The organism is Salipiger sp. H15 (assembly GCF_040409955.1).
GTDB lineage: Bacteria > Pseudomonadota > Alphaproteobacteria > Rhodobacterales > Rhodobacteraceae > Salipiger.
Map to the genome: position 1 here is coordinate 1 of NZ_CP123389.1, position 23,818 is coordinate 23,818.

A 23,818-nucleotide genomic window follows, 5' to 3' on the forward strand; every position below is an offset into this window, starting at 1 on the left:
GGCTGTAGCCATGCTTTTCCATCGGGTCGATCATGATCGAGCCGATCGAGGCGACCGCCGCCGAGCCGGTGCCCGAGATCGCCCCGAAGACGCCGCAGGCCACCACCATCGAGGTCCCCATGCCGGTGCGCGAGCGCCCGACGAGGGTCTCGACGAATTCCACCAGCCGCCGTGCCAGCCCGCCAGACTGCATCAGGTAGCCGGTCATCACGAAGAGCGGCAGCGCGGTCAGGATGATCGAGTTGACCGACCAGAAGCCGGTGGTCATCAGCGACGAGATGTCGACGTCATAGGCCAGCGACAGCACCAGCGTCATGGCGGCGAAGGAGAAGACCACCGGCACGCCCAGCATCATGAGCGCCACGACGGCGAGAATTGCGTAGACGGCTCCCATCGGTCAGGACTCCTTGCCGCTGAGGTCGCGGACCAGGTCCCGCGCGAGGTAGAGAACGAAGCAGAACGCCGCGAAGAGCAGGCTGGCCTGGCTGACCCACATGGGCAGCGAGAAGACCGGCGTGCTCTGGCCGCGCTCGACGCCCCAGGAGACGAGGCTCCAGGCCCAGGCGGTGAAGAAGATCGCCAGCACGAGCGAGATGAAGGTGGTCACGGTGCCGATGATCCGCAGCTTGCGCGGGTCGCTCACCATGACCGACATGAAGTCCGCCGCGAGGTGCGAGCGCTCGCGCGAGGCGAGCACCGCGCCGCACATGTAGAACCACATCACGCTGAAGAGGACGATCTCCTCGAGCCCGAACACCGGGTGCTCGAGCGCCGAGCGAAAGAAGATGCCGACCACCAGCATCACCGCGACGGCGAGCCCGGTGAGCACGACGACGGCCTTCAGCACGAAACCGAGAAGCTGATCGAGACGGGAAAGAAGGGGCACCATGATCTCCGGATCCTTGAGTTGGGGGAGGGGAGCGGGCGCAGGGCGTGCCTGCGCCCGGACGGCGGCCTTACTCGGGGCTCGAGGCGTTGGCGCGAACCTTGTCCATGATCTCGCTGCCGACCACGTCCTCGATCTGCGGCCAGACCTCGGCGCGGACCCGTTCGACCCAGGCGCCCTTCTGCTCGGGGGTCGGCACGATGTATTCCATGCCGCGCTCCTGCGCTGTCCTGATCCACTTCTCGTCCTCGGCGCGGGCGGCCTGGAACTGCGCCGAGATCACCTCGCCGGCGGCCTCGGTCAGGATGCCCTGGTCCTCCGCGTCGAGCGCGCTCCAGCTGCCCTCGTTCATCAGCAGGTAGAAGGTCGAGAAGTTGTGCGAGGACTGCACGAAGTAGTCGAGCTGGTCGCCGAAATACTCGACGTCCCAGTAGATGACGTTCGAGCTGTCGCCGTCGACGACGCCGGTCTGGATCGAGGTGTAGACCTCGGACCAGTCGATCGGCACGGCCTGGAAACCCATGGCCTGGACGGTCTGCGGCAGCGGGAAGATCGGCTGCGAGCGCACCTTCATGCCCTGCGCCTCCTCGAAGGAGGTGGCAGCGGCGCCCTTGGTGGCGATCCCGCCGAAGCCCTCGGGGAAGGGGCCGAAGTAGTGCAGGCCCATGTCCTTGTAGATCGGCTGCACGACATCGCTGATCCAGCCACCCTCTGAATAGCTCTCGATGGCGTCGTCCCAGCCCATCACGAGGTAGGGCGTGAACATCACCGACATGCGCTGGTCGTAGGAGGTCTGCGGCCAGGTGATCATCATGTCGACATTGCCGCGCACGAACTGGTCGAAGAGCTCCTGCTGGCCGCCGAGTTCGCCCTGGAAGAAGACATCGACGCGGATGCGGCCGTCGGATTTCTCGCCGATCTTCTCGGCCCAGGCGGTCATGGCCTTGCCCACCGGGCTCTCGCGGTCGCCGGCCTCGCTGGTCAACACGAGGCGGTGCTCACCCCCGGCAAAGACGGCACTGCCGAGCGACGCGAGAATTGCGATGGCCGCGGTGGATGCGAATATTTGTTTCATGAAGGCCCCTGCTGGCGAAATTATGGTTCTTTGCGTGGCGATGATGTCGCGGCAGAGGGGCCTTCGTCGCAAACGACAATTTCGGCGGGCAGGACATAAGCTGAAGCTTATGGTGTCATAAAAGTGCAATGGCGCAGGCGGTTAGGCTACAGCGGGCCGATTGCGCTGTTTCAGAGATTCAGGCTGGAAGTTCTGGCGCGGCTTTGCTGGGGACACGCAGGAGGGCGTGGGGCCGGTGTCGGCCTCGACCAGTTCCTTCGGTCCTTGCGGTGGAGCCAGAGGCATTCCGTCTGGTCCGAGTGAAGCTCCGGTGTGTTCAAACCCGCGCCTTGGACCTCGAACCGAACGATTTCGGTTCCACACGTGCTGCGCCTTATGAAAGGTTGAGACCTCTCAAGTGCGCTGCTGCGGGCGGTTGAAGTAAAAACCCTGCCACGGAGTCGTGTGAGCTGACCCCAGCGAGTGGTCCGGGTTAAATGCTTCCGGCACCGGTAGATCGTGTGCTGCGATATCCCGATCTGGCGCACTGCATCGGCCATCGAAGGGCTCTGGCCAAGCAGCATCTCGACCTTACGTAACTTGGGGACAGTGTCTTCCACCTTCTCTCGCTATCCAGCCATTCCGTATTCGTCAAATTCACCATAATCCTACCGGACTTCGCGCATTGTCGGTGGACCAGTTCAAAGGGGCTGACTCCCGAGTCTTGTGCGTCTGTGCAACGCTGGACATGGAACTTCGGCCAAATATTTCACATAATTTCCCTTATCCGTCTACCACCTGTGTAACGGTGCGCGCTACCATCAAGTGCGACTCCTATTAAAAACAGATAGTTATCTATTGGAGTAAGACTGCCATGGGAGCGGTTTACGCGCAACTCAGTGCTAAGGAACGTGTCCAGATCGAACTCTGGTAACTGGCAAAGGTCCCTGTCCGGCAGATGGCGCGCGTACCGACAGACTGGAGGCGTGCTGCCTCTTCGGGACAAGCCCGGAGTAAGCAGCACGCTACGTTTCTCCGTCGTAGTGACCTGCTCCCCATAGAGTCCGTGCTTATGAGTAGCCCTGTTCAGGGTTTGGTCCTCTACTGACCGTTGGTGATACTCCCACGGAGTGAGCGCGTCGAGGCTCGTGTGGGGGCGGTGATGGTTGTGGTCGTCGCGCCACGCGTCGATCGGGTCGCGGGCGTGGCGCAGATTGGCGAACAGGTGCTCATTGAGGCATTCGTCACCCAGCCGTCCATTGAAGCTCTCGACGAAGCCGTTCTGCATCGGTTTTCCCGGAGCGTTGTAGTGCCATTCGACCCGGCGCTCCTCCCGCCATTTGAGGATGGCGTTCGAGGTCAGCTCCGTGCCGCTCGCCATTGTCCTCGGACCAATGGCGGACAAGGCTCGCTCGCTGACCACCATGCATGGATAGCCGCGCACCCGAGCGATGCTGTCGAGCTCACGGCCAACGCGCAGCCCAGACAGCGAGGTGTCCACGACCGCGGCCAGGCATTCCCGGCTGAAGTCGTCGATGGCGCAGAGCACCCGGACGCGGCGACCATCGAGCAGGCTGGCTGAGACGAAGTGCAGCGTCCCGCGCTGGGTCGGGCCCCGCGGGGTCGCCATGGGCGCCCTGGTCCCCAGGGCCCGCTTGCGACCGCCCCGTTTACGGACTGTTAAGCCTTCTTCTCGGTAGATGCGGTAGAGCTTCTTCCAGTTCACCTTCCAGCCTTCGCGGCCAAGAAGCAGGTGCAGCCTTCGATAGCCGAAGCGACGCCGTTCGCTGGACAGCTCGTTCAGCCTCTCTCGCAGCTCGGTGTCCGCAGGTCTGGTTGATCGTCGTCTGTAGATACGCGGATCGATCCCGGCCAGGGCAGCGGCCCGTCGCTGGCTATAGCTCTTCTCTGTCATGGCCCAGTCCACGGCTTTCCGCCTCGCACCGGGCTTCAGAAGTTTTTTCCCAGCATCTCCTTGCGCGTGGCGACATCGAGCATCTGCTCCGCCAGCGTTGTTCGGGGCAAACGCCCCACTGGGGCCTTTGCTGATCCCTCCAACTCTTCAGCTTCGCGTTCTCAACCTCGAGCGCTTTTAGCCGCTTGGCCTCGGACACTTCCATGCCCCCATACTTCGAGCGCCACTTGTAGAATGTGCCATCGCTTATGCCGTGCTTCCGGCAGAGTTCCATAGCACCTATCCCGGCTTGGCGCTCCTTCAGGATGCCGATGATCTGCTCTTCGCTGAAACGGCTTTTCCGCATCGTCTGTCTCCTCGTTTCGAGAACAGGCTAACCTCAAACCGCGGACTTTTCAGGGGAGCAGGTCAACCTTTATTCCCTCGTATTTAAAAGCTTCTCTGAACCAATCGGCGTCACAGCCGCTGTCGGCCAGAAGCCAACCCGCCTGCGGTAGGCCGATCAGCGGCGCGGCCGCGCCGGTGTAATCACTCACCGGACCGGCCAACATGTAGAACCCGGTTGTCCCTCCCTTGTCGTCGGTGAAGCCATGCAAATTGGTGTTCATACCGACTTTTGTCCGGCCGATCTGGCGTCCACGCCCCAGATTTCACCCGCAGGCTCGATGCCGTCCGGTGTGACTATAGATAGGTCGCCTCCATCATGATCGTCTTGTGCTCGACGCTCGCGGCGGCCAGGCCGGTTTTGATCCGGGCGAGCCCCCGTTGTCGCTCCAACGTTCCAGCGGTAATTAAGGGTCTTTGCCGGGCAGTATTCGTTCGGCGCATCACACCACCGCAACCCATTGCGATTGATAAAGACTATGCCGCTGAGGACACGACGATCATCGACACAGGGTTTGCCATGGCTCTTGGGAAAGAACGGCTTCAGGCGCGCCATCTGGGCATCGGTCAGCCAGAAAAGATTGCTCATCGATCAGGTCTCCTTGCGGAACCTGAATCACGTCAAAATTTCGAAATCAATGGGTGTGGAGCCTAGATTTTGTTACGGCTATATGCTATTTATGCGTATCTTAATTTTCCTTACTCTTAGATAAGGGCGAATATTATGAGGACGAAATATTCCCTAGTTCTTTATGTCGCCAGCATTTATTTTGGCCTTGCTCTTCAATCTGCTGCGAAATCGCCTGGAGCTTCATGTTTCGGTCACGGCAGGGGTGTACCCCACTTCTGCGCCACCGTTCCTGAAGTCGGTGCGGAAGGAGCGTTGATCGCAGTTGCCTTTGTGATTGGTGCGCTCGCCATCATAGTCGCGAACCGGCGTCGCAGGCTCTCTGACCAAAACCTAGATCAGTAGAAGACTAGGTGCGTAGGTCTCAAGCTGCGCAACATTGTCGTTTTCCATGATGCTTAGGCTTTTCGCGGTGCCTGGAGCCTTGGTGGTAGAGTATCTCCTGCTCTTCCTGACCTTAGCCCATTTTCACGACGGGGATGTGATCGCATCCCTGCCACCTGTGGTTCGGACGGTACTTTCGCTGTCCCCTGCCCTTGTTGGCGTTCTGATAGCCTCTACATGTTCCGCCTTTCTATTTTGGGACGAGACTATCAAGCGCCGTTTGGAAGAGAACATTCGCAACTCCGGGCCCTTGTCACTCGGCGTTATCGCGTTCCACCTAGTAGCCTTTTTGGCGCTTTTCGGTCTAAGCGCCGCCATGCTCTCGTGGGCGAACCAGCAGAGCATGGCACTTATTTTGTTCGTAGCGTGGCTGATTTCCGCAATTGCCTGCACGGTCACTCTGTTTCGTGCAGCGTTCGGGCGCGCCACCTGGTCGACCCTTGTGGCGCTTGGCCGACCGCTTGCCAGCGCGCTCGTCGCGGGGAGCGTGGCTTCGGGTCTCGCGATATTGGCATTCCAGTTCTGGACCATCCTTACAATACCTACACTGAGCATCTCAGCCTTCTTTCTTCGCGCCTTCTTTGACGTAGTTATTGTCGACAGAGCCAATAGTGGATTGGCCCTGCCGGACTTCGGCGTGATAGTCGACGCCAGTTGCTCGGGCATCGAAGGGCTTGCACTAGTTAGCCTGTTCATCCTCCTATACCTGTATAAATACAGAGAGAACTTTCGCCTGCCCCGAGCCTTGATTTTGTGGTCCATCGGGGTCGCTATATCCTTTCTCGGCAATGCCATTAGAATTTCTACCTTGGTTGTCGTCGGCGAAAAAATTGATCCTGAGCTTGCAATAGGCGCGTTTCATTCAATGGCGGGTTGGGTCTTCTTCTGCGTCATCACGGTGACATTGCTTACCGTTGCTGAGCGTATCCCATGGCTTCTTTCCCCCACCGCGCGGAATCAGAGAACGGGACAATCAAAACCTAAGAGCGGGATGACGCCTGAGACTCTCTACCTCCTCCCCTTCGTCACCTGGCTCGGAACAGGCCTTGCCACAGCTTCGCTGACCAACAATTCAGACTCGCTTTACCCGCTGCGTGTTATTGTCATCGCAGGACTTGGCGCAGTTATGTTGCGGGCTGCTCACGCCAGCCGACTTGTGCAACAGAGGCCGATCCGCAGCGCGCTTGGGTTCGCTTCTGCACTACCGCCACTTTCCATCGGCGCTGCTGTGTTCGCAACCTGGTTGGCAATGTCTCCCACATCCAATTCACTGATCGCCAATCCTGTGTCTTTCACATCTGGCTGGTTTCTTCTTTGGAGCATGGGACGGCTTTTAGGGCATGTCTTTATCGTTCCTCTGATCGAAGAGGGAGCATTCCGGGGATACCTGCAAAGGCGCCTTATCTCGCCAGACTTCTCTGCGGTGCCGCAAGGAAGGTTCACGCCGGTCTCACTCTTGGGAAGCAGTGTATGCTTTGGACTGCTGCATGACGGTTGGGTTGTGGGCATCTTGGCAGGAGTTGCCTTCAGCTTCGCCACGTACTTGCGCGGGCGTCTGCTTGACGCCGTAATTGCTCACGCCTTCGCGAATTTTATGATTGCAATTTGGGCATTCGGCTACGGTCGATGGGACTTGTTGTAAAATACGCTGTCTCAACGAATGCGGTTCACACAACGCATAGGCAAAGTTCCATTCAATATCCGCGATGGTGACAATTTCGTCCGAAGCTTTGTTCCGGGCGAAGAGTGCGCGTAAACAGTGACCTGCTCCCCTGAAAAGTCCGCAGTTCGAAGTTAGCCTGTTCTCCAAACGAGCAGACAGACGATGCGGAAAAGCCGTTTCAGCGAAGAGCAGATCATCGGCATCCTGAAGGAGCGCCAAGCCGGGATAGGTGCCATGGAACTCTGCCGGAAGCACGGCATAAGCGATGGCACATTCTACAAGTGGCGCTCGAAGTATGGGGGCATGGAAGTGTCCGAGGCCAAGCGGCTAAAAGCGCTCGAGGTTGAGAACGCGAAGCTGAAGAGTTGGAGGGATCAGCAAAGGCCCCAGTGGGGCGTTTGCCCGAACAACGCTGGCGGAGCAGATGCTCGATGTCGCCACGCTCAAGGAGAAGAGGCTGGGAATGGAGGCGGGTGAACGTCTCCGGTGCAAGAGAACCTGCCGACCCTTCTGAAGCCCGGTGCAAGGCGACGCGCTGTGGACTGGGCCATGACCGAGAAGAACTACAACCAGCGCCGGGCCTGTGCCTTGGCCGGGATCGATCCGCGTATCTACAGACGACGATCAACCAGACCTGCGGACACCGAGCTGCGAGAGAGGCTGAACGAGCTGTCCAGCGAACGGCGTCGCTTCGGCTATCGAAGGCTGCACCTGCTTCTTGGCCGCGAAGGCTGGAAGGTGAACTGGAAGAAGCTCTACCGCATCTACCGAGAAGAAGGCTTAACAGTCCGTAAACGGGGCGGTCGCAAGCGGGCCCTGGGCACCAGGGCACCCATGACGATCCCGCAGGGGCCGAACCAGCGCTGGTCGCTGGACGTCGTGCCAGACAGCCTGTCCGATGGTCGCCGCTTCCGGGTGCTCTGCGTCATCGACGACTTCAGCCGGGAATGCCTGGCCTGTGTGATCGATACATCGCTGCCTGGTCAGAGAGGAGCGCGGGACCTCGACAACATCGCCCGGGTCCGCGGCTATCCCTGCATGGTGGTCAGTGAGCGAGCCCTGTCCACCATTGGTCCGAGGACAATTGCGAGCGGAACGGAGCTGACATCGAACGCCATCCTGAAATGGCAGGAGGAGCGATACATCGAGTGGCACTATATCGCACCCGGCAAACCGATGCAGAACGGCTTCGTGGAAAGCTTCAATGGCCGTCTGAGGGACGCGTGCCTGAATGAGCACCTGTTCGCCAACCTGCGCCATGCCATCGCCCATCGGGCTCGGACCGATGGCGTCTCGATGGACGATCCTGATCGAGGCGTGGCGCGACGACAACCACCACCGCCCCTACAACCACCACCGACCCCCTGAACAGAGCTAGGGAGCCAGTCGATGACTAGGGCGATGCGATTGCGCCGCTTGTATCGGCGTTTGTCGTATTTGACCGGCTTCTTGCGTTTCTTTCGGCCTGGGATACAGGCGCGTATCCCTTTGTTCTGCAGCGCTTCTCTGAACCAATCAGCGTCATAGCCACGATCCCCGAGCAGCCATTTGACGTTTGGTAGGCCGCTGAGCAATACGCGTGCGCCGATGTAATCGCTGACCTGTCCGGCGGTGACGAACAGGTCGATCGGTCGTCCCAGACTGTCGCAGATGGCGTGCAGCTTGGTGTTCATGCCGCCTTTGGTTCGACCGATCAGGCGACCGCGCCCCCCTTTTTTGCGGCCATGCTGGTCGCCGTTCGATGGGCCTTGAGATATGTCGCGTCGATCATCACGGTCTTCTCTTCGCCGTGCTCAGCGGCCAGACCTGCCATCATCCGAGCGAAGATGCCTTTCTCGCTCCACCGCTTCCACCGGCTGTAGAGCGTCTTGTGCGGACCGTACTCCTTCGGCGCATCCCGCCAACGCAAGCCATTGCGATTGATGAAGATAATCCCACTCAAAACCCGTCTATCATCGACCCGAGGCTTACCATGAGGCTTGGGGAAGAAAGGGGCCAGGCGTGCCATCTGCGCGTCGGTCAGCCAGAAGAGATCGCTCATGTCACCGCTCCGTTTTCGAAGCCGTGAATCATGCTGTTCGAGCGAAATCAATGCATCCTGACCCTACGAAGAACATAGATTTCACAAAATATATGAGAAAATCGCATCAATTTTCGAGGGACCGTCCATGCGAACGTCGAACAGCCCCGCTGCAGTGCGAAATCCCGCACTGTCATTCAAGGGAATAGGAAGATCGTCGATCATGATATACAGCTCGAAGCTGTATTTCAGCGACACGTTGGCTGCCGTGATCCGTACGGAATTTCCCCGCCACGAGATCCTCCGCAGTCACGACCCGCGTGACCTGGAAAACCGGGACATTCGCGCGCTCCTGCTCGGGACTGAGCGGCTCGCGAACTTCGCTGCGAATGTCGAGGCCGCGGGCAAGGCCTACCCCAACGCGGCAATCATCCAGTGTTTCGAAGACCTTGACGAAACGCGCCGCATCTACCACGCGCAGTGTGACGCGCTGTGCGGCAAATCGGTCAGCTTCCTTCCATTGAACGCCCGGGTCGAAGTCTCGATATCGCTCCTGCATCTCATCCTCCTCGGACAGACCTTCATTCCGCGCGAGTTCCACATGCAAGACTCGGCCTCTGCCGATCGCGAGCCAATGGGCAAGTCCCGACCTGCGCAAGCGCCGTTCGACAACCTCACCCAACGCGAGGTCGAGGTGCTCGGGCTTGCCGCAAAGGGGCTGCAGAACAAGCTGATCGCCGTGCATCTTGATATTTCGGAACACACGGTGAAGCTGCACATGCACAATGTCATCCGCAAACTGGATGTCCGCAACCGCACCGAGGCGGCGCATCGCTATCTCAGCGAGCAGTAACGGAGGCCGGCCGGGGCCAGTCCCGGCGGGCCCGCGGTTCGGGGCCGCAGAGGTCCCTGGGTGCCGGGTTTCCAGAGTTCTTTCCCCCTCCTTTCGTTCAGCCTCCGGTCAGGTTTTCGGAGACCGCCCTCCGCCTGCGCGCCGCCCACCGGCCCCGCAGCGCGGGGTAACACGCGCCCCCGGCCTTCAGTAGGCACCGTACCCCGTCAGGACCACCCGCGCGGTGCGAAACAGGATCCCCAGATCAAGGGCAAGCGTGCGCCGGGCGGCATAGTCGACGTCGAAGGCCACGCGCTCGTCATAGGTGGTGTTGTTGCGCCCGCTGACCTGCCAGAGCCCGGTGATTCCCGGCCGCAGCGAGAGGTAGATCGGCACATAGGCGCCGTAGCGAGGCAACTCGTCCCGGACAACGGGCCGTGGCCCCACGAGACTCATCTGACCCGCCAGAACGTTGAAAAGCTGCGGCAATTCATCCAGGCTGGACTTGCGTAGCAGGCGGCCGACCACGTGCACGCGCGGGTCCTTCCTCAGCTTCTGCGTCTCGTTCCACTCGCGCCGCTGGTCGGGATGATCCGCAAGCCACTGGGCAAGGATCTTGTCACCGTCCTTGCGCATGGTGCGGAACTTCAGGCAGCCGAATTCACGATCGTTGCGCCCAATCCGCTGGTGCCGGAAGTAGACCGGACCTCCGTCGAGCAGCAGGATCGACGCCGTGATCAGCAGGAAGACCGGCAGCAGGAACACGATCAGAAGCGAGGCGCCAGTGACATCCACGGCCCGCTTGACAAGGTCGGACCGGACCGTGCGCGCCGCCACCTGCGCCGCCTCGTCCGCGATGAGCGACGCCTCCTCGGAGAACGGATCGGGGCAGGGTTTCAAGAAACTCTCGTCCTTCATCATACCTCATCCCAAGTGGGGGAGCCGCAAGGGCTCTGCGGCCGGTCAGGTGCTAGCTCGCCGGGCACGGGACGAAACCGGGCCCATTCTCCGGCCCGCATCCCTTGCCACCCCGGGCACCGCGAAATATATGAACTCCGTTGCCCGCCGCGCGCCGCATTTCCCGGCTCTCCAGCGCGGCGGGGGTGCTTCAGTAATTCGACCGAGACATTCTCCGGCCCCCAGAGGAGCCTTTGGCCATGCATAACCCCGACGAATCCGCGACCTGCGCGCAGCCCCGCGGCAGCCGACCGACTGCCCGCACCCAAGCGGAGCTTGACGCGGCATCAGGCCGGCGGATCCGTGTTGCGGCCGTGGCTTTCGCGGCGCTGGCCTGGGCGGGCGCGTTCTACCTGGCATTGCGCTGATCTTCCACGGCGAGGCCAAGCTCGGCCTCGCGGGCCACGAGCACGGCCTCGATCTTCTGCGCCGCGTCCGCGATCCCGACGTTCCGCCCCTGGGAGATGCTGAGCTCCCGCAGCGGCACGGTCTCCAGGTTCCCGGTCACCACCCGCTCCCAGCCCATTCCTTTCTCGAAGCCACGCCCCGAGGGGCTCTCCGATGTCACGAAGTGCAGGACGCGACCGTCGAAGGCATCCGGCCGATAGCCATCGCGCGCCCTGCTGAGGTAGGCGATGAACTCCTCCTGCTCGGCATCCAGGTCGGTGTGCCTGACGCGCTCGATCAGCCCGGCCCGCACCGCCAGGCGCAGCGGACCGCGGAAAGCCCGGAACGTGCCGAGAAACGACTGCAGCGAGATATCCCCCCTGCGCAGGAACCGCAGCCGCGTGCCAAGGAAGTGCCACCGCGCGAGCAGCCAGGTCATGCGGCTGGCACCGACGCGCACGGCATAGCTCGGCTCCCAGACGTCCTTCATGACCACGGCGGCGACCTGCTCCCCGTCCTGCTGCAATTGCCGCGCCACCTCGAGCGCGAGGTTGCCATGCACGCAATTGCCGAAAAGGGCGTAGGGTCCATGCGGCTGCGCGCTGCGCACCGCGTCGACGTAGTCGGCCGCGATCTCCTCGAACCGGCGCGCCGCGAGCTGCGTGCCATGCGCCGCGTCGTGGATCCTCACGGCAAAGACCGGACGCTCGCGCGCAAAGCCGTTGGCCAGCGCGTAGATCGTCTGGGCGTTGTTGATGGCGATCAGCGGAATCCCCTGCCCTCCCTCGTTCAGCCGCAGAACCCGCCAGTCGGCGCGATCGGGGGCGGAGGCGTCCCTGCCCGACAGGTGCCGGGCCAGCGCGCGCAGCGTCGGGCTGTGGTAGGCGGTCGCCAGGCTCAGCTTCTTGCCGAACTCCTGCTCGATCCGGGCCAGCATGCGGACCGTCAGGAGCGAATGGCCCCCAAGATCGAAGAAGCTGGAGTTCGGCGGGATCTTGTCGAGGCCGAGCAACTCGCTCCAAATCGGCATAAGCCGGGCCTCGATCGCACCGACGTCACCGTCCGGAGCCGCCGAAGCAGGCGCGCCGCCGCTCCGCGCCGCCGCCATGACCGCCGCCGCGAGTGGAAGCTGCGCCCTGACGAAGCGCCCTTCGGCATCCTGCGGCAGCGCCCGCAGGACGCTGATCGCATCCGGTTGGCCATCCTCTTCCAACTCACCGAGGAGATGGTCCGCGAGCGATGCCGGCAGCCCCTCGAGCGGCACCAGCGGCGCCTCGGAGGCGGGTGAGACGAACGCGTGGATGCGGCGCGTGCCGTCGGACTCCGAGTACTGGACCACCGCCGCCTGGCCGACTTGCGGATGCGCGGCGAGCGAAGCCTCGATCCTTGCGATCCGGCGCGCGTCGGCCTCGAGGGTGCCGGGATCGCTCTTCGGCCTCGGCATGGTGGTAATCGGCTTTTCCGGCGTCTCGAATGCCGTGCCGAAGGCGGCACGCCAGATGTCGAGGAGCGCCTCCGCCCGGTCTGCGGTGAAGAGGTCGGAGTTGTATTCCAGCGTCATCCGCCAGCCCGTCGACCGGCCGATGAGCACGAAGCTGAGGTCGTAGATCGCGCCCGGCGCATGCGACGGGGCGCTCGAAAGTTCGAACTCGCCGTAGCGGACCGTCTCCATGAAGGCCGGCTGCAGGATGAAGTTGACCGAGATGAGCGGCGTCCGCGACGGGTCACGCGGCGGGTTGAGCGTCTCCACCAGCTTGTTGAAGGGAAGATGCTGGCTCATCAGCGCCTGCTGGACGACAACCTTGGCGCGGCCGAGATGTTCGTTGATCGTCACGTCGGCAGGGGTCGGAAAGCGCATGACGACGTTGTTGATGAAGGCTCCGATCAGCGGCTCGAGATCGACCTCGGTTCGCCCCGCCGTCTGCGTGCCGATCGTGACCTCGGGTGTGCCGGCACAGGTCGCCAGCATCGCGCTCAGCACGCCGGCGCCATAGGCAAACGGCGACATGGAGCGTCTACGCGCCTCCTCTTCGAGGCGCTCGCCGAAGGCCGGCGGCAGGTCGCACATGGTCATCGCACAGCGGTCACTGCGCGATAGCGGGCGCGGGAAATCCGGTTGGAGTTCGAAATAGGGGGCCCCGGCCAGCCGCTCGCGGCAGGCCGCCAGCTCTGCCGAAAAGGCGGGGCTGTCGAAATAGGCCCTCTGCCACAGGGCGTAATCGGCGTATTGCAGGGGTAGCTCCGGCAGCTCGGCGACAGTGCCGGTCGCGCGCGCCGCCGCGCATTCGCCGATCTCCCGGCCGAGGTTGCGGATCGACCAGCCATCGAAACAGATCTGGTGGATGGTGATCGCGAGGATCGCACGATCGTTGCTGAGCCGGATCAGCGTCGCGCGGACCAGCTCGGGCGTCGAGAGATTAAACGGCAGAGAGGCGCTCTCGGTCGCAATGGTCTCGACCCGCGCCGCTTGCTCCGCGGCCGGCGTCGTGCGGATGTCGATCTCGGAGAGCCGGAACTCGCTGCTCTCCATGATCACCTGCTCCGGCCCGTGCCCGCGGTCTTCGAAGCGCGTGCGCAGGATCTCGTGCCGCGCGATCACGTCCCGGAAGGCGCCCTCGAGCGCCGCGGCGCTGAGCCTGCCCTGGACGTTCCATCGCACCGCGACATTGAGCGCCCGCGTGCCGGGATTGAGCTGATCGAGAAACCAGCAGCGTTCCTGCGTGGCCGAACATGGGAACCGCCCGGTTTCGACCGCGACGGTAGCCGCGGGCGCATCGCCGGCATGGCGCGAGGTCGGGGCGGTCATGCCGACACCTCGGCCTGGCGCCGCGCACCTCTGCGGAAGTCCTTGAGCGAGGGCGCCTTCGGCTCGTTGGCATGGGTTTCGGCGTAGGCCGCGAGACCGCGGATCGTCGGGTTCTCCATGATGTGACGGGCTTCGATCCCAAGGTCCCGGTCGAGCATCCGTGCCGCGATGCGGAAGATGCTGAGCGAATTCACGCCAAGGTCGAAGATGTCGTCGGTCACCCCGATTGCCCCGGTCCCCAGCACCTCCTGCCAGATCCCCAGGATGGTTTGCTCGAGCTCGCTGCCCGGCGCCACGATTTCCCGGACCGCGGCTTTTGCGTCGAGCGGCTCCAGCGCCGGCAGCCGCTTGCGATCGAGCTTGCCATTGCCCGTGAGCGGCAGCGCGTCGATCCTTTGGAACCGGCTGGGCACCATGTATTCCGGAAGCACCTGGCGCAGGCTGGCGGCAAAGACCGCCGCATTTGGCGCCCCGGACCTCGCCACGTAATAGCCGACGAGAACCGGGCCGGCAGGGCTGTCCCTGAGCGCGGCGGCAGCGGCCGAAACCCCGTCGACGGCGCGCATCGCCGCCTCGATCTCTTCCAGCTCGATCCGGAAGCCGCGCAGTTTGACCTGCCCGTCGGCGCGGCCCAGAAGCGCGATCGTGCCGTCGGCATTGCGCCGCGCCAGATCGCCCGTGTGGTAAAGCCGGATCGGCCCGGCGCCGGGAACATCGATCATGCGGTAGGCTGCCTCGGTCAGGTCCGGACGGCGGAAGTAGCCCTTGGCAAGCCCCGCGCCGCCGATCACCAGCTCGCCGGGAACGCCGACCGGAACAAGCTCGCCCGTCTCGCCGAGGACATGCATCACGGTGTTGGCGATCGGTGCGCCGATGGTGATCGGCCCGTGGTCGACCCGCCCGCAGGACGACCAGATCGTCGTCTCCGTCGGGCCGTACATGTTCCAGACCTCGCCACCGAGAGCCAGCAGGCGGTCCGCCAGGTCACGCGGCAAGGCCTCGCCGCCGACCAGCATCTTGAGCCCTGTGTCCGGTTTCAGCCCGGCCTCGACCAGCATCTGCCACAGCGTCGGCGTTGCCTGCAGCATCGTTATGTCGCCCCGGCCGAGCCGCTCGACCAGCGGGAAGGCCTCGCGCACATCCGCCTCGGAGGCGATGACCGTGCGTGCGCCCACCGTCAACGGCAGCAGGAGCTCCAGCCCGGCGATGTCGAAGGACACCGTGGTCACGGCGAGCACCACGTCGCCTGCGGTGATCCCGGGCCGCTCGGCCATCGAGGCGAGGAAGTTGAGCAGCGCCGAATGCGGCACCTCGACCCCCTTCGGTGTACCCGTCGAGCCCGAGGTGAAGATGACGTAGGCGGCCGCATCGTCGCCCGGGAGGCTCGCGACCGGCGGCAGGCCGCCCTCGGGAAGGCGCGCCGAGGCGCTGACCGGAAGCATCTCGAGATTGAGCCCCTCGGCACTCGCCGGGATGTCACCGCCGTGGATCAGCCCGGTCACCGCCTCGAGCACGAGCCGGTTGCGCGCCTCGGGATGGCCCGGATCAAGCGGCACATACGCATGGCCCGCCTTCAGGATCGCAAGCAGCGCGACGACCAGCAGCGACGAGCGGTCGAGCATGACGGCAACGCGCGCGCCGGCCTCGGGCAGACGTTCCCGGATCGCCGCCGCCAGCAGGTCGCTCGCGTGCTCGAGCTCGGCATAGGTCAGGCTGCCCGACGCGTCCTCGACGGCGATCTGCTCCGGCGTTTTCGCCGCCTGGGCGGAGATCAGCGTCTCGAGCCGCGCGACCTCGGGCATCGGTGCAGCCGTGTCATTGCCGAGCGCCGCGAGCGCCGCCGCTTCCTCGGCTGACAGCAGGGATGCAGCACCGACCGGCAGCGACATCCCCTCCGCGATCGCCACCAGCAGGCAGTGGTACTGCCGGCACCAGCGGGCCACCGTGTCTTCGGTGAGGATGTCCGTGGCGTAGGTCAGGTCGATGCGAAGACCCTCGGGGCTCTCCGTGACGTTGAAGATCAGATCGAAATTGGTGTAGGCGCGGGAATTGGAGGCGACGGTGCCAGACAGCGCGTCGAAGCCGAAGTCGTCGGGCTGCTGGTCGAGGTTGAACTGCACCTCGGTCAGCGGCTGGCGATCGACACCTCCGGTCACCCCCGCTGCCCGCAGGATATCGCCGTAGGTCATGTCGCCGTGGTCGAAGCAGTCGAGAACCTTCGTCGCGACGCCTTTCAGGTAGTCCGCGAAATCGGCGTTGTGCTGGCGGGTGAGGCGGATCGGCAGAAGGTTCACGCAGTGCCCCACCAGCCGGTCATCGGGCAGCAGGAGCTGCCCCGCCGTCGGCACCGCAAGCGTGACCTCCTCGGCACCGGACAGCCGTCCGAGCAGTTCCGCCAATGCGCCGGAGAGCACCCCGAAGAGCGTCACGCCCTCGCGCCCGGCGCTGCGCTTCAGGGTCCGGACGAGATCGGCCTCGATGCAGTGCACGTGGGTGGCGCCGGCGAAGCTTCGACGGCCGATGCGCGGGGCATCGGTCGGCAGGTCGGGCAGCTCGGGCGCTTCCGGGAATTCCGCGGACCAGTAGGCGTGCGTGGCGTCGCACGGGGCCCGGCTCCCCTCGGTGCGGGCGTAGTCGGCGAAGCTGGCGGGCGGGCAGAGCACTGCCGTGGTCCCCGAGCGATCCGCGTTGTAGAGCGCGGCCAGTTCCTCGAGGATCAGGTAGGTCGACCAGCCGTCGCAGACGATGTGATGGGTGGTGAGGTTGAGCACGTGCCGGTCGGGCCCCAGCCGCGCGAGCCGCGCGCGAACGAGCGGCCCTTCGGTCAGGTCGAAGGGGGTCCGCGCGTCCTCGGCGATCATGGCCGCAAGCCCCGCCTCGTCGGTCTCCTCGGGGATCAGCGACAGGCGCAGGCGCGGCATCACTTCGGCGGCCTCGCCACTCGCGGCGAAGCGCAGGCGCAGGGCGTCGTGGCGCGAGATCACCTCGTTGAGGGCGCGTTCCAGCGCCCCGACGTCGAGCTGCCCCTCGAGCCGCAGCCCGATGCCCTCGATGAAGACGCCGGAGGCTGCATCCCCGAGCTGCGCCGCCATCCAGACTTCCTTCTGCGGCGCGGTCAGCGGCAGGGTGATCGGCACGTCCACCGCGCGGGCCGTCCCTCCCAGGATGCCGACCGACTGCAGGCGGTCGACCGCCGCCGTGAACGCCTCGAGCACGTGGAGGTAGTCGGCTTCCTCGTGCGCGGTGGTGAAGAACCATGGATAGCCGTCGTGCACATGGACCCCGCCGAGCCGCATGAGCGGATAGAGCAGGGCCGCGCGCGGATCGAGCGACGAGAGGTTGACGATCAGCCAGCTCGAGAAGCCGGTGACCGCCCGCGGCAGGCCGCGCGCGACGAGGACGTCGTTCATGTCCGCGAGCAGCGCGCCGGTGCGCGGCGCGACCCGCTCGTAAAGGGCCCTCCCCTCGCCGTCGATGTGATCGAGCACCGCCGACATTGCCGCGAGCACCAGCGGGTGCCGCACGAAGGTGCCGGCAAAGAAGGTCGGCGGAACCTCCGGCTCGCTCTCGTCGCCAAACGCCCAGTGGCCGCCATCGAGCGCATCGAGAAAGCGCGACGCTCCCGACAGCACGCCGATCGGCATGCCGCCGCCCACGACCTTGCCGTAGGTCGCCATGTCGGGCTCGATCCCCCAGAGTTCCTGGATACCACCCCGGGCGACCCGGAAGCCGGTGACGATCTCGTCGAGGATCAGCGCCGCGCCGGACTCCGCGGTGATGCGGCGGATCTCCTCGCAGAAGGCACGCGGTCGCAGGTCGGGCCGCCGGCTCTGGACCGGCTCGACCAGCACCGCGGCGATCTCGCCGACGTTCTCGCGGATCCAGTCGAGCGACGCGTCACTGCCGTAGCTCAGCACCACCATGTTCGCGACCGAGCCGGCCGGAACACCGGCCACCGCCGGCAGCGCGGTCGGATCCCCCGACTTGCGCCCCTTCACCAGGACCTCGTCGAACTGGCCGTGGTAGTCGCCGTTGAACGAGACGATCGTGTCGCGCCCGGTGACGGTGCGCGCGAGGCGCATCGCCGCCATCACCGCCTCGGAACCGGTGTTGCAGAAGGTGACCCGTTCATGGCCGGTGACCGTAAGGAACTTGCGCGCCACCTCGTAGGCCAGCGGGGTCTGCGGCCCGATCGCAAAGCCCCTGGCCATCTGTTCGGCGACGGCCTGTGTCACGAAATCCGGCGCGTGACCGAAGGCGGTCTGGCCAAAGCCGTTCACCAGGTCGAGGTAGCTGTTGCCGTCGACATCGACGAGCCGCGCGCCTTTCGACGTTTCCGCGATGACCGGGTAGACGATCTCCTTCCACTCGCGGCGGAAGCCGGATGCGGTCCGCGGATCGGCGAGCCGCTTGCGGTTCTCCTGTGTCCGTTCCTTGGACAGCGGGTACTTCGCATCATGCTCGGCCGCGATCTCGGCGATGAGCCCCAGCTGGGCCTCGGTGAACTCGGTCTGTGTCGCACTCCCCTTGCCGCGTTCGTAGCGCGAGGGCCCCTCGTCGCCGCCCGCCGCAACCGGCGCGCGACCCTTCGCGGGCTGCGGTGCCGGAGCGCCCGCGATCACCGGTGCGGCCGCGCCTGCCGCCGCGGTGCCGCCGCAGGCCCGCATCTGGCTGTCGAAGAGGGCGAGCAGCGCCTGCGTCTGCGAGGCCATGAGCGCCGAGAGCTCGCCCGAAGCCGGCACTCCGCCCGGAGCCGGCTGGCCCGCGGGTGGGGCGACTCCGTTCAGCGCCGGCGCTGCCGCCGGAGCAGCAGACGGGGCGGGCACGGCCTCGGGCGGAAGCTCGGCGTCGAGATAGGTGACCAGCGCCTCGACGCTCGGGTAGTCCTTCATCAGCTGGCGGAAGGTAAGCGACACGCCGAACTCCTTGCCCAGCCGCTGCGAGACCTGCGCCAGAAGCAGCGAGTCGAAGCCAAGATCGAAGAAGCTGGCACCGGACTCCCCGGCGTCGAAGCTTTCCCCGGAAAGCTCTTCGAGCAGTCCAAAAATTCGAGTCGTCAGCGTTTCGGTGCGCGAGGGCATCTGCATGGCGGGCCTATCTGAGGTTGTCGTTGCGGTGGGAGCGGCGGGCACGGCGGCCAGGGGCTGGGAGGATTGGCGGGCCAGCGGTGCGGGCGGTTCGATCCAGTGACGGGAACGTTCGAACTGGTAGCCGGGGAGCGAGACGCGCCCCACGGCGCCAACCCGGTACGGCGCCCAGTCGATGGCCAGACCGGCGCTCCACATCGCGCCGGCCGCGTTGGCCATCTCGTGTCGGTCGCGGTCCGCCTCGCCGTGGTCGGGAAGCGACTGGAGGATGACGGCCCGCCGCTTGCGGTCGACCGCCTGCCCCGCGAAGGCGCCAAGCGTGCGCCCGGGACCGACCTCGAGCAGGATCGGCGCCGGGCCCGACGCGCAGAGCGTCTGCACCGCGGCCTCGAAGTTGACACCGGCGCGGCAATGGCGCGCCCAGTAGGCCGGATCGGTCGCATCCGCGGTGGTGATCCAGTCTCCGGTGACGCAGGAGACATAGGGGAGCTCGGGCGCGGCGAAGCTGTGCTTGCGGGCCTCGGCCTCGAGCGCGTGGACCACCGGGTCCATCATCGCCGAATGGAAGGCGTGGGACGTGTGCAGCCGCTTGCAGGCGATGCCCGCGGTCTCGAGCTCGCGCGCAAAGGCATCGACCGCCTCGCCCGGCCCTGCCCAGACGGTCAGGCTGGGCGCGTTGCGCGCGGCGAGATCGACGCCTTCCGGCGCCATCGAGAGGACCGCATCGGCCGGGGCCCGCACCGACAGCATGGCGCCCGCCGGCTGGTCCTGCATCAGTCGGCCGCGTGCCGCGATGAGTTTCAGCCCCGTCTCGAAGGACATGACGCCCGCCATCGTGGCGGCGACGAACTCGCCCACCGAATGGCCGATCATCGCCTGCGGTGTCACGCCGCGCTCGGCCCAGAGCCGTGCCGTGGCGAACTCCACGAGGTAGAGCGCGGGCTGGGTGATCGCCGTGTCGCGCAGCACCCGCGCGGCGGCGGCGGCATCGGGAGTGCGGTAGATCAGCTGCGCGAGATCGAGCCCGAGCAGCGGCGCGAGCACCTCGCTGCCCTGATCGATGATCCGCGAGAAGACGGGCTCCTGCGCGTAGAGCCCCTGCCCCATGCCGGGATGCTGCGAGCCCTGGCCGGGGAACATGAAGGCCACCGGCGGCGCCTCCTCCGCGGCGTCCATGGCGCGCAGGCTGCCGCGCAGAGCGGCCACCGCTTCCGCACGGGTTTCGGCGGCCACGGCGGCACGGCGGCCAAAGACCGCGCGCCCCTCCTGAAGGGTCAGCGCCGCGTCCGCCAGCGAGGGCGCATCCCCTGCCTCTAGCGCCTCGGCCAGCGCTTCGGCCTGCGCCTTCAGCGCGAGGTCGGTCCTTGCCGAGAGCGGCAGGACCACCGGCCGGTCGGCCTCTCCGGACTGCCGGCGCGGTGCCTCCTCGAGGATGACATGCGCGTTGGTGCCGCCCACGCCGAGCGCGCTGACCCCGGCCCGCAGCGGGCCGGCGTCGTCCCAGCTCATCTCCTGCACGGGAATGCGGAAGGGGCTGTTTTCGAGGTCGATGTTCGGGTTCGGGCGGGTGTAGTTCGCCAGCGGCGGAACCACCCTGTCGCGCAGCGAGAGCGTCGTCTTGATAAGACCCACGACCCCCGCAGCGGCATCGCAATGGCCGACGTTCGCCTTCGAGGAGCCGAGCCAGACCCGGCCCGGCGCGACATCCGCGAATGCCTTTTTCAGCCCCTCGAACTCGACGGGATCGCCAAGCGGCGTGCCGGTGCCGTGACATTCGACGTAGCCGATCGACGAAGGCTCCACTCCGGCCGCGCCCTGCGCCATGGCGATCGCCATGGCCTGCCCGTCCACGCTCGGCGCGGTAAAGGAGATCTTGTCGCTGCCGTCGTTGTTCAGTCCCCAGCCGCGGATCAGCGCGTAGATCCGGTCCCCGTCGGCGAGCGCGTCCTCCATCCGGCGCAGCGCGACGACACCGGCCCCATGGCCGAACACCGTGCCGCTGGCCTCGGCGTCGAAGGGGCGGCAATGCCCGTCGCGCGAGACCATGCCGCCTTCCTGGTACATGTAGCCCCGCTCCTGCGGGAAGGTGATCGAGACCCCGCCGGCCAGCGCGAGATCGCACTGGAAGGCCTCGAGGCTCTGGCAGGCCTGCGCAACCGCCACGAGCGAAGTCGAGCAGGCCGTGGCCACGGTCATGGCCGGGCCCGTCAGGCCGAGGCGGAAGGCCACCCGGGTCGCGAGGGTGTCGGTGAGCGCCCCCATGAACTGGTGGTAGTCGCCCAGCTGATAGGTCGAGACGAAATCCTCGGTCCGGGCGCGGTCGGTCAGCACGTTGTTGAGGAAATAGGTGGACATCGACGCGCCGCCGAAGACGCCGACCGGCCCGGGCGCCCGGCGCGGGTCGCAGCCGGCATCCTCGAGCGCCTGCCAGCAGCATTCCAGGAACACCCGGAACTGCGGATCGGTCTGCGCCGCCTCGCGCGGCAGCATGTCGAAGAAGGGGGCGTCGAACATCGCGACATCGGGCAGCGAGGGACGCACCGGCACGTAGCTGTCACGGGCGCGCTCCGCGTCGCTGAAGTTGTCGGCGAGGGTCTCGGGCGGATGCGGGCGAATGAGATCGCGGCCGGCCCGGACCGACGCCCAGAAGTCCTCGACCGAGCTTGCGCCGGGAAAACGCCCCGCGAGGCCGACGATCGCGATCGCGCCCGGAATGGCCATGTCGGGAAGGGATTGGTCTTTCATTTCTGGGGTATCCTTCTTGCTCTGGCTCGGGCCATGGTCGATCGGCGGGCCGCAACGGGGTCGGCGGTGACTGCACCGGCGAAGAGACGCTCGATGTCGCGGATGCGCGGCGCCTCGAAAAGCTTGGCGATGTCGAAGCGAAGGCCGAGACGGGTCTGCAGCTCGGCATGAACCTCGATCAGCTGCAGCGAGGTGCCGCCGAGGTCGAAGAAGGTCTTGTCCAGCACCCGCACCGGGGTGCCGAGCGTGCGCTCCCAGACCTGTCGGATGATCTCGCGAAAGCTGTCTCCGGTGACCACGGCCGGGACCGGCTCTGACACCGTGACAAGATCGGCGGCCATGCGGCGCCGGTCGACCTTGCCGGAACTGGTCAGGGGAAATTCGTCACGCGCGAGGAGCTCGGAGGGCAATGCCGCCGGCGGCAGGAGCTCGCGCAGGCGTCCGCGCAAGCCGTCGAGGGCGCCGTCATCCAGCAGGGGCTTCACGATGGCGACGATCCGGCGCGTTCCGTCGGGCCGGGGCACGGCCACGGCCACCGCATCCTCCACCTCGGCGTCGGCGCGCAGCGCATGCTCGATGGAGTCGAGCTCTACCCGCTGGCCGTTAACCTTGATCTGCCGGTCCGCGCGCCCGTGAAACGAGATCACGCCATCCGGATGGCGGCAGACGAGGTCCCCGGTCAGGTAGACCCGCCCGTAGTAGTCGCCCAACGTCAAGGTGCGGAAGGAGGCCTCGGTCAGTTCGGGTTGCCCCAGGTAGCCGATGCCGACCCCCGCCCCGCCCGCCGCAAGCTGGCCGATCTCGCCATCCGCGAGCGGGTTCAGGCTTTCGTCGAGCACGAAAAGCTCGTCATGCGCGAGGCCGCGGCCGATCGGGATCGGACCGCCGGTCCAGCCGTCGTCGATCGGATAGCAGCAGGTGAAGACGGTGTTCTCGGTCGGGCCGTAGCCGTTGATCATGCGCAGGTGCGGCAGGCGCTCGCGCATCCGCTGCACGTGGACCTCCGACAGCACGTCGCCGCAGGGGAAGCACTGGCGCAACGGCGCGAGCATCTCGGGGCGATGCTCGGCAATGATGTGAAAGAGCCCGGCCGTGATATAGGCGATGGTGACCCCCGCATTCGAGATCACCTCGGAAATGCGGTCCAGCGACGGCGCGGCGTCCGGCAGGATCGCTAGCACGCCCCCGTTCAGCAGCGCGCTGTAAACCTCTCCGATGACCGCATCGAACCCGACGGCCGCCATGCAGAGCATCACCTGGTCGGGCCCGAGATCGGCGTAGCTCTGGCCGCGGACCAGCCGGCAGACCCCGCGATGCGCGACCATGACCCCCTTTGGCCGCCCGGTCGAGCCCGAGGTGAAGATGACATAGGCCAGCTGCGAGGGCGTGGTTCCCGCGCTGACGCGCTCGAGTTCGCCGGCGATTTCCTCCTCGTCGCGCGCTCCGGCCGGCCGGGCACGACTGAGCGTGACGACTCTGCAGCCTGCCGCGACGAACCGTGTCGCGGAGTCCGCGTCGCGCGGATGCAGGAGCACCAGCCGCAGCCCTGCCTGTTCGACGACTTCGCGGTGGTGGCGCTCGGCCGCCGCCGGGTCCAGCGGCACGAACGCGGCACCGATCGAGACCAGCGCAAGCTGCGCGGCGACGGATTCGACGCTGCGGCGCGACGCCAGGCCGACAAGATCACCCTTGCACACGCCCGCCGAGAGAAGGTCGTAGGCCAACTGCAGCACCAGCGTGCCGAGTTCGGCGTAAGAGAGATAATCCTCGTCCTCGATGACCGCTATCGCATTGGGTCGGCTCCGCACCTGCGAGATGAAGAGGCGCGGGATGGTGAAGGAAGGATCATAATACAGATGCGAATGAATCGGCTGCGCGTTGCCAATAGAAAATGACAATGTATTCCCTCCGTCCCAATTCCGCCTCATTTCAGAAGCAGGGAGATGTGGAGCAAGGCTCAATCAATAAATTCGTCGAGACGCAGATGAAATAGGTGGCCGTTTTTTGTTTTCCGTCAGGAAAATCATCCCGCGCAGAAAACAGGCCTTTCCCGTCCCAATTCCCTGGCTT

Annotated in this window: 11 protein-coding genes and 4 pseudogenes; 4 read left to right on the forward strand and 11 right to left on the reverse strand. The window is 65.3% G+C overall.

Annotated features, from left to right (window positions below):
• The 5 genes and pseudogenes from PVT71_RS27420 to PVT71_RS27440 form a co-directional block, all read right to left on the reverse strand.
• On the reverse strand, positions 1 to 394 hold a 394-nt coding region (locus PVT71_RS27420; RefSeq protein ID WP_353476525.1), incomplete at its 3' end, for a TRAP transporter large permease subunit.
• A gap of 3 nt (positions 395 to 397) precedes the next feature.
• Entirely contained in the window at positions 398 to 886 is a 489-nt protein-coding gene (locus tag PVT71_RS27425; RefSeq protein ID WP_353476526.1) for a TRAP transporter small permease, read from the reverse strand.
• A 70-nt stretch (positions 887 to 956) separates the two neighbouring features.
• The gene (dctP, locus tag PVT71_RS27430; RefSeq protein WP_353476527.1) at positions 957 to 1,961 is read right to left on the reverse strand and encodes a TRAP transporter substrate-binding protein DctP; all 1,005 of its coding nucleotides are present in this window, start codon (positions 1,959 to 1,961) and stop codon (positions 957 to 959) included.
• Positions 1,962 to 3,018: 1,057 nt separating this feature from the next.
• Positions 3,019 to 4,201, reverse strand: a pseudogene (locus PVT71_RS27435) (IS3 family transposase); the annotation flags it as partial.
• 64 nt (positions 4,202 to 4,265) lie between these two features.
• Positions 4,266 to 4,828, reverse strand: a pseudogene (locus PVT71_RS27440) (IS5 family transposase); the annotation flags it as partial.
• A gap of 466 nt (positions 4,829 to 5,294) precedes the next feature.
• Between PVT71_RS27440 and xrtE the strand changes: the two are divergent.
• Together xrtE and PVT71_RS27450 are read left to right on the forward strand one after the other, a co-directional pair.
• Positions 5,295 to 6,893, forward strand: coding sequence for an exosortase E/protease, VPEID-CTERM system (gene xrtE, locus PVT71_RS27445; protein ID WP_353476528.1), 1,599 nt, complete (start codon positions 5,295 to 5,297; stop codon positions 6,891 to 6,893).
• A gap of 183 nt (positions 6,894 to 7,076) precedes the next feature.
• A pseudogene (locus PVT71_RS27450) lies at positions 7,077 to 8,292 on the forward strand (IS3 family transposase).
• 13 nt (positions 8,293 to 8,305) lie between these two features.
• Here the strand turns inward: PVT71_RS27450 and PVT71_RS27455 are convergent.
• Positions 8,306 to 8,955 (reverse strand): annotated as a pseudogene (locus PVT71_RS27455) (IS5 family transposase); the annotation flags it as partial.
• An 81-nt stretch (positions 8,956 to 9,036) separates the two neighbouring features.
• The gene (locus tag PVT71_RS27460) at positions 9,037 to 9,159 is read right to left on the reverse strand and encodes a hypothetical protein (RefSeq protein WP_353476529.1); all 123 of its coding nucleotides are present in this window, start codon (positions 9,157 to 9,159) and stop codon (positions 9,037 to 9,039) included.
• On the opposite strand from PVT71_RS27460, the gene PVT71_RS27465 reads away from it, so the two are divergent.
• The gene (locus PVT71_RS27465; protein WP_353476530.1) at positions 9,158 to 9,787 is read left to right on the forward strand and encodes a response regulator transcription factor; all 630 of its coding nucleotides are present in this window, start codon (positions 9,158 to 9,160) and stop codon (positions 9,785 to 9,787) included. The genes PVT71_RS27460 and PVT71_RS27465 overlap by 2 nt on opposite strands.
• Before the next feature lie 186 nt (positions 9,788 to 9,973).
• On the opposite strand, the gene PVT71_RS27470 is transcribed toward PVT71_RS27465, so the two are convergent.
• A complete protein-coding gene (locus PVT71_RS27470) occupies positions 9,974 to 10,687 on the reverse strand; it encodes a sugar transferase (protein WP_353476531.1) in 714 nt (237 codons plus the stop codon).
• Between the two features lie 236 nt (positions 10,688 to 10,923).
• Here PVT71_RS27470 and PVT71_RS27475 point away from each other — a divergent pair, with 236 nt between their 5' ends.
• Positions 10,924 to 11,091, forward strand: coding sequence for a hypothetical protein (locus PVT71_RS27475; protein WP_353476532.1), 168 nt, complete (start codon positions 10,924 to 10,926; stop codon positions 11,089 to 11,091).
• Here the strand turns inward: PVT71_RS27475 and PVT71_RS27480 are convergent.
• From PVT71_RS27480 to PVT71_RS27490, 3 genes are read right to left on the reverse strand one after another with little or no spacing between them, the layout of a single operon-like run.
• Positions 11,073 to 13,916, reverse strand: coding sequence for a condensation domain-containing protein (locus tag PVT71_RS27480; protein ID WP_353476533.1), 2,844 nt, complete (start codon positions 13,914 to 13,916; stop codon positions 11,073 to 11,075). The genes PVT71_RS27475 and PVT71_RS27480 overlap by 19 nt on opposite strands.
• Positions 13,913 to 21,748 carry an amino acid adenylation domain-containing protein gene (locus PVT71_RS27485; protein ID WP_353476534.1) on the reverse strand — a complete coding sequence of 2,612 codons (7,836 nt, stop codon included), beginning with the start codon at positions 21,746 to 21,748 and terminating at the stop codon, positions 13,913 to 13,915. The genes PVT71_RS27480 and PVT71_RS27485 overlap by 4 nt, the downstream gene beginning before the upstream one ends.
• Complete coding sequence (locus PVT71_RS27490; RefSeq protein ID WP_353476535.1) at positions 21,745 to 23,646, reverse strand: non-ribosomal peptide synthetase; 1,902 nt, start codon at positions 23,644 to 23,646, stop codon at positions 21,745 to 21,747. Before PVT71_RS27490 ends, PVT71_RS27485 begins: the two co-directional genes overlap by 4 nt.
• Positions 23,647 to 23,818: the final 172 nt, after the last annotated feature.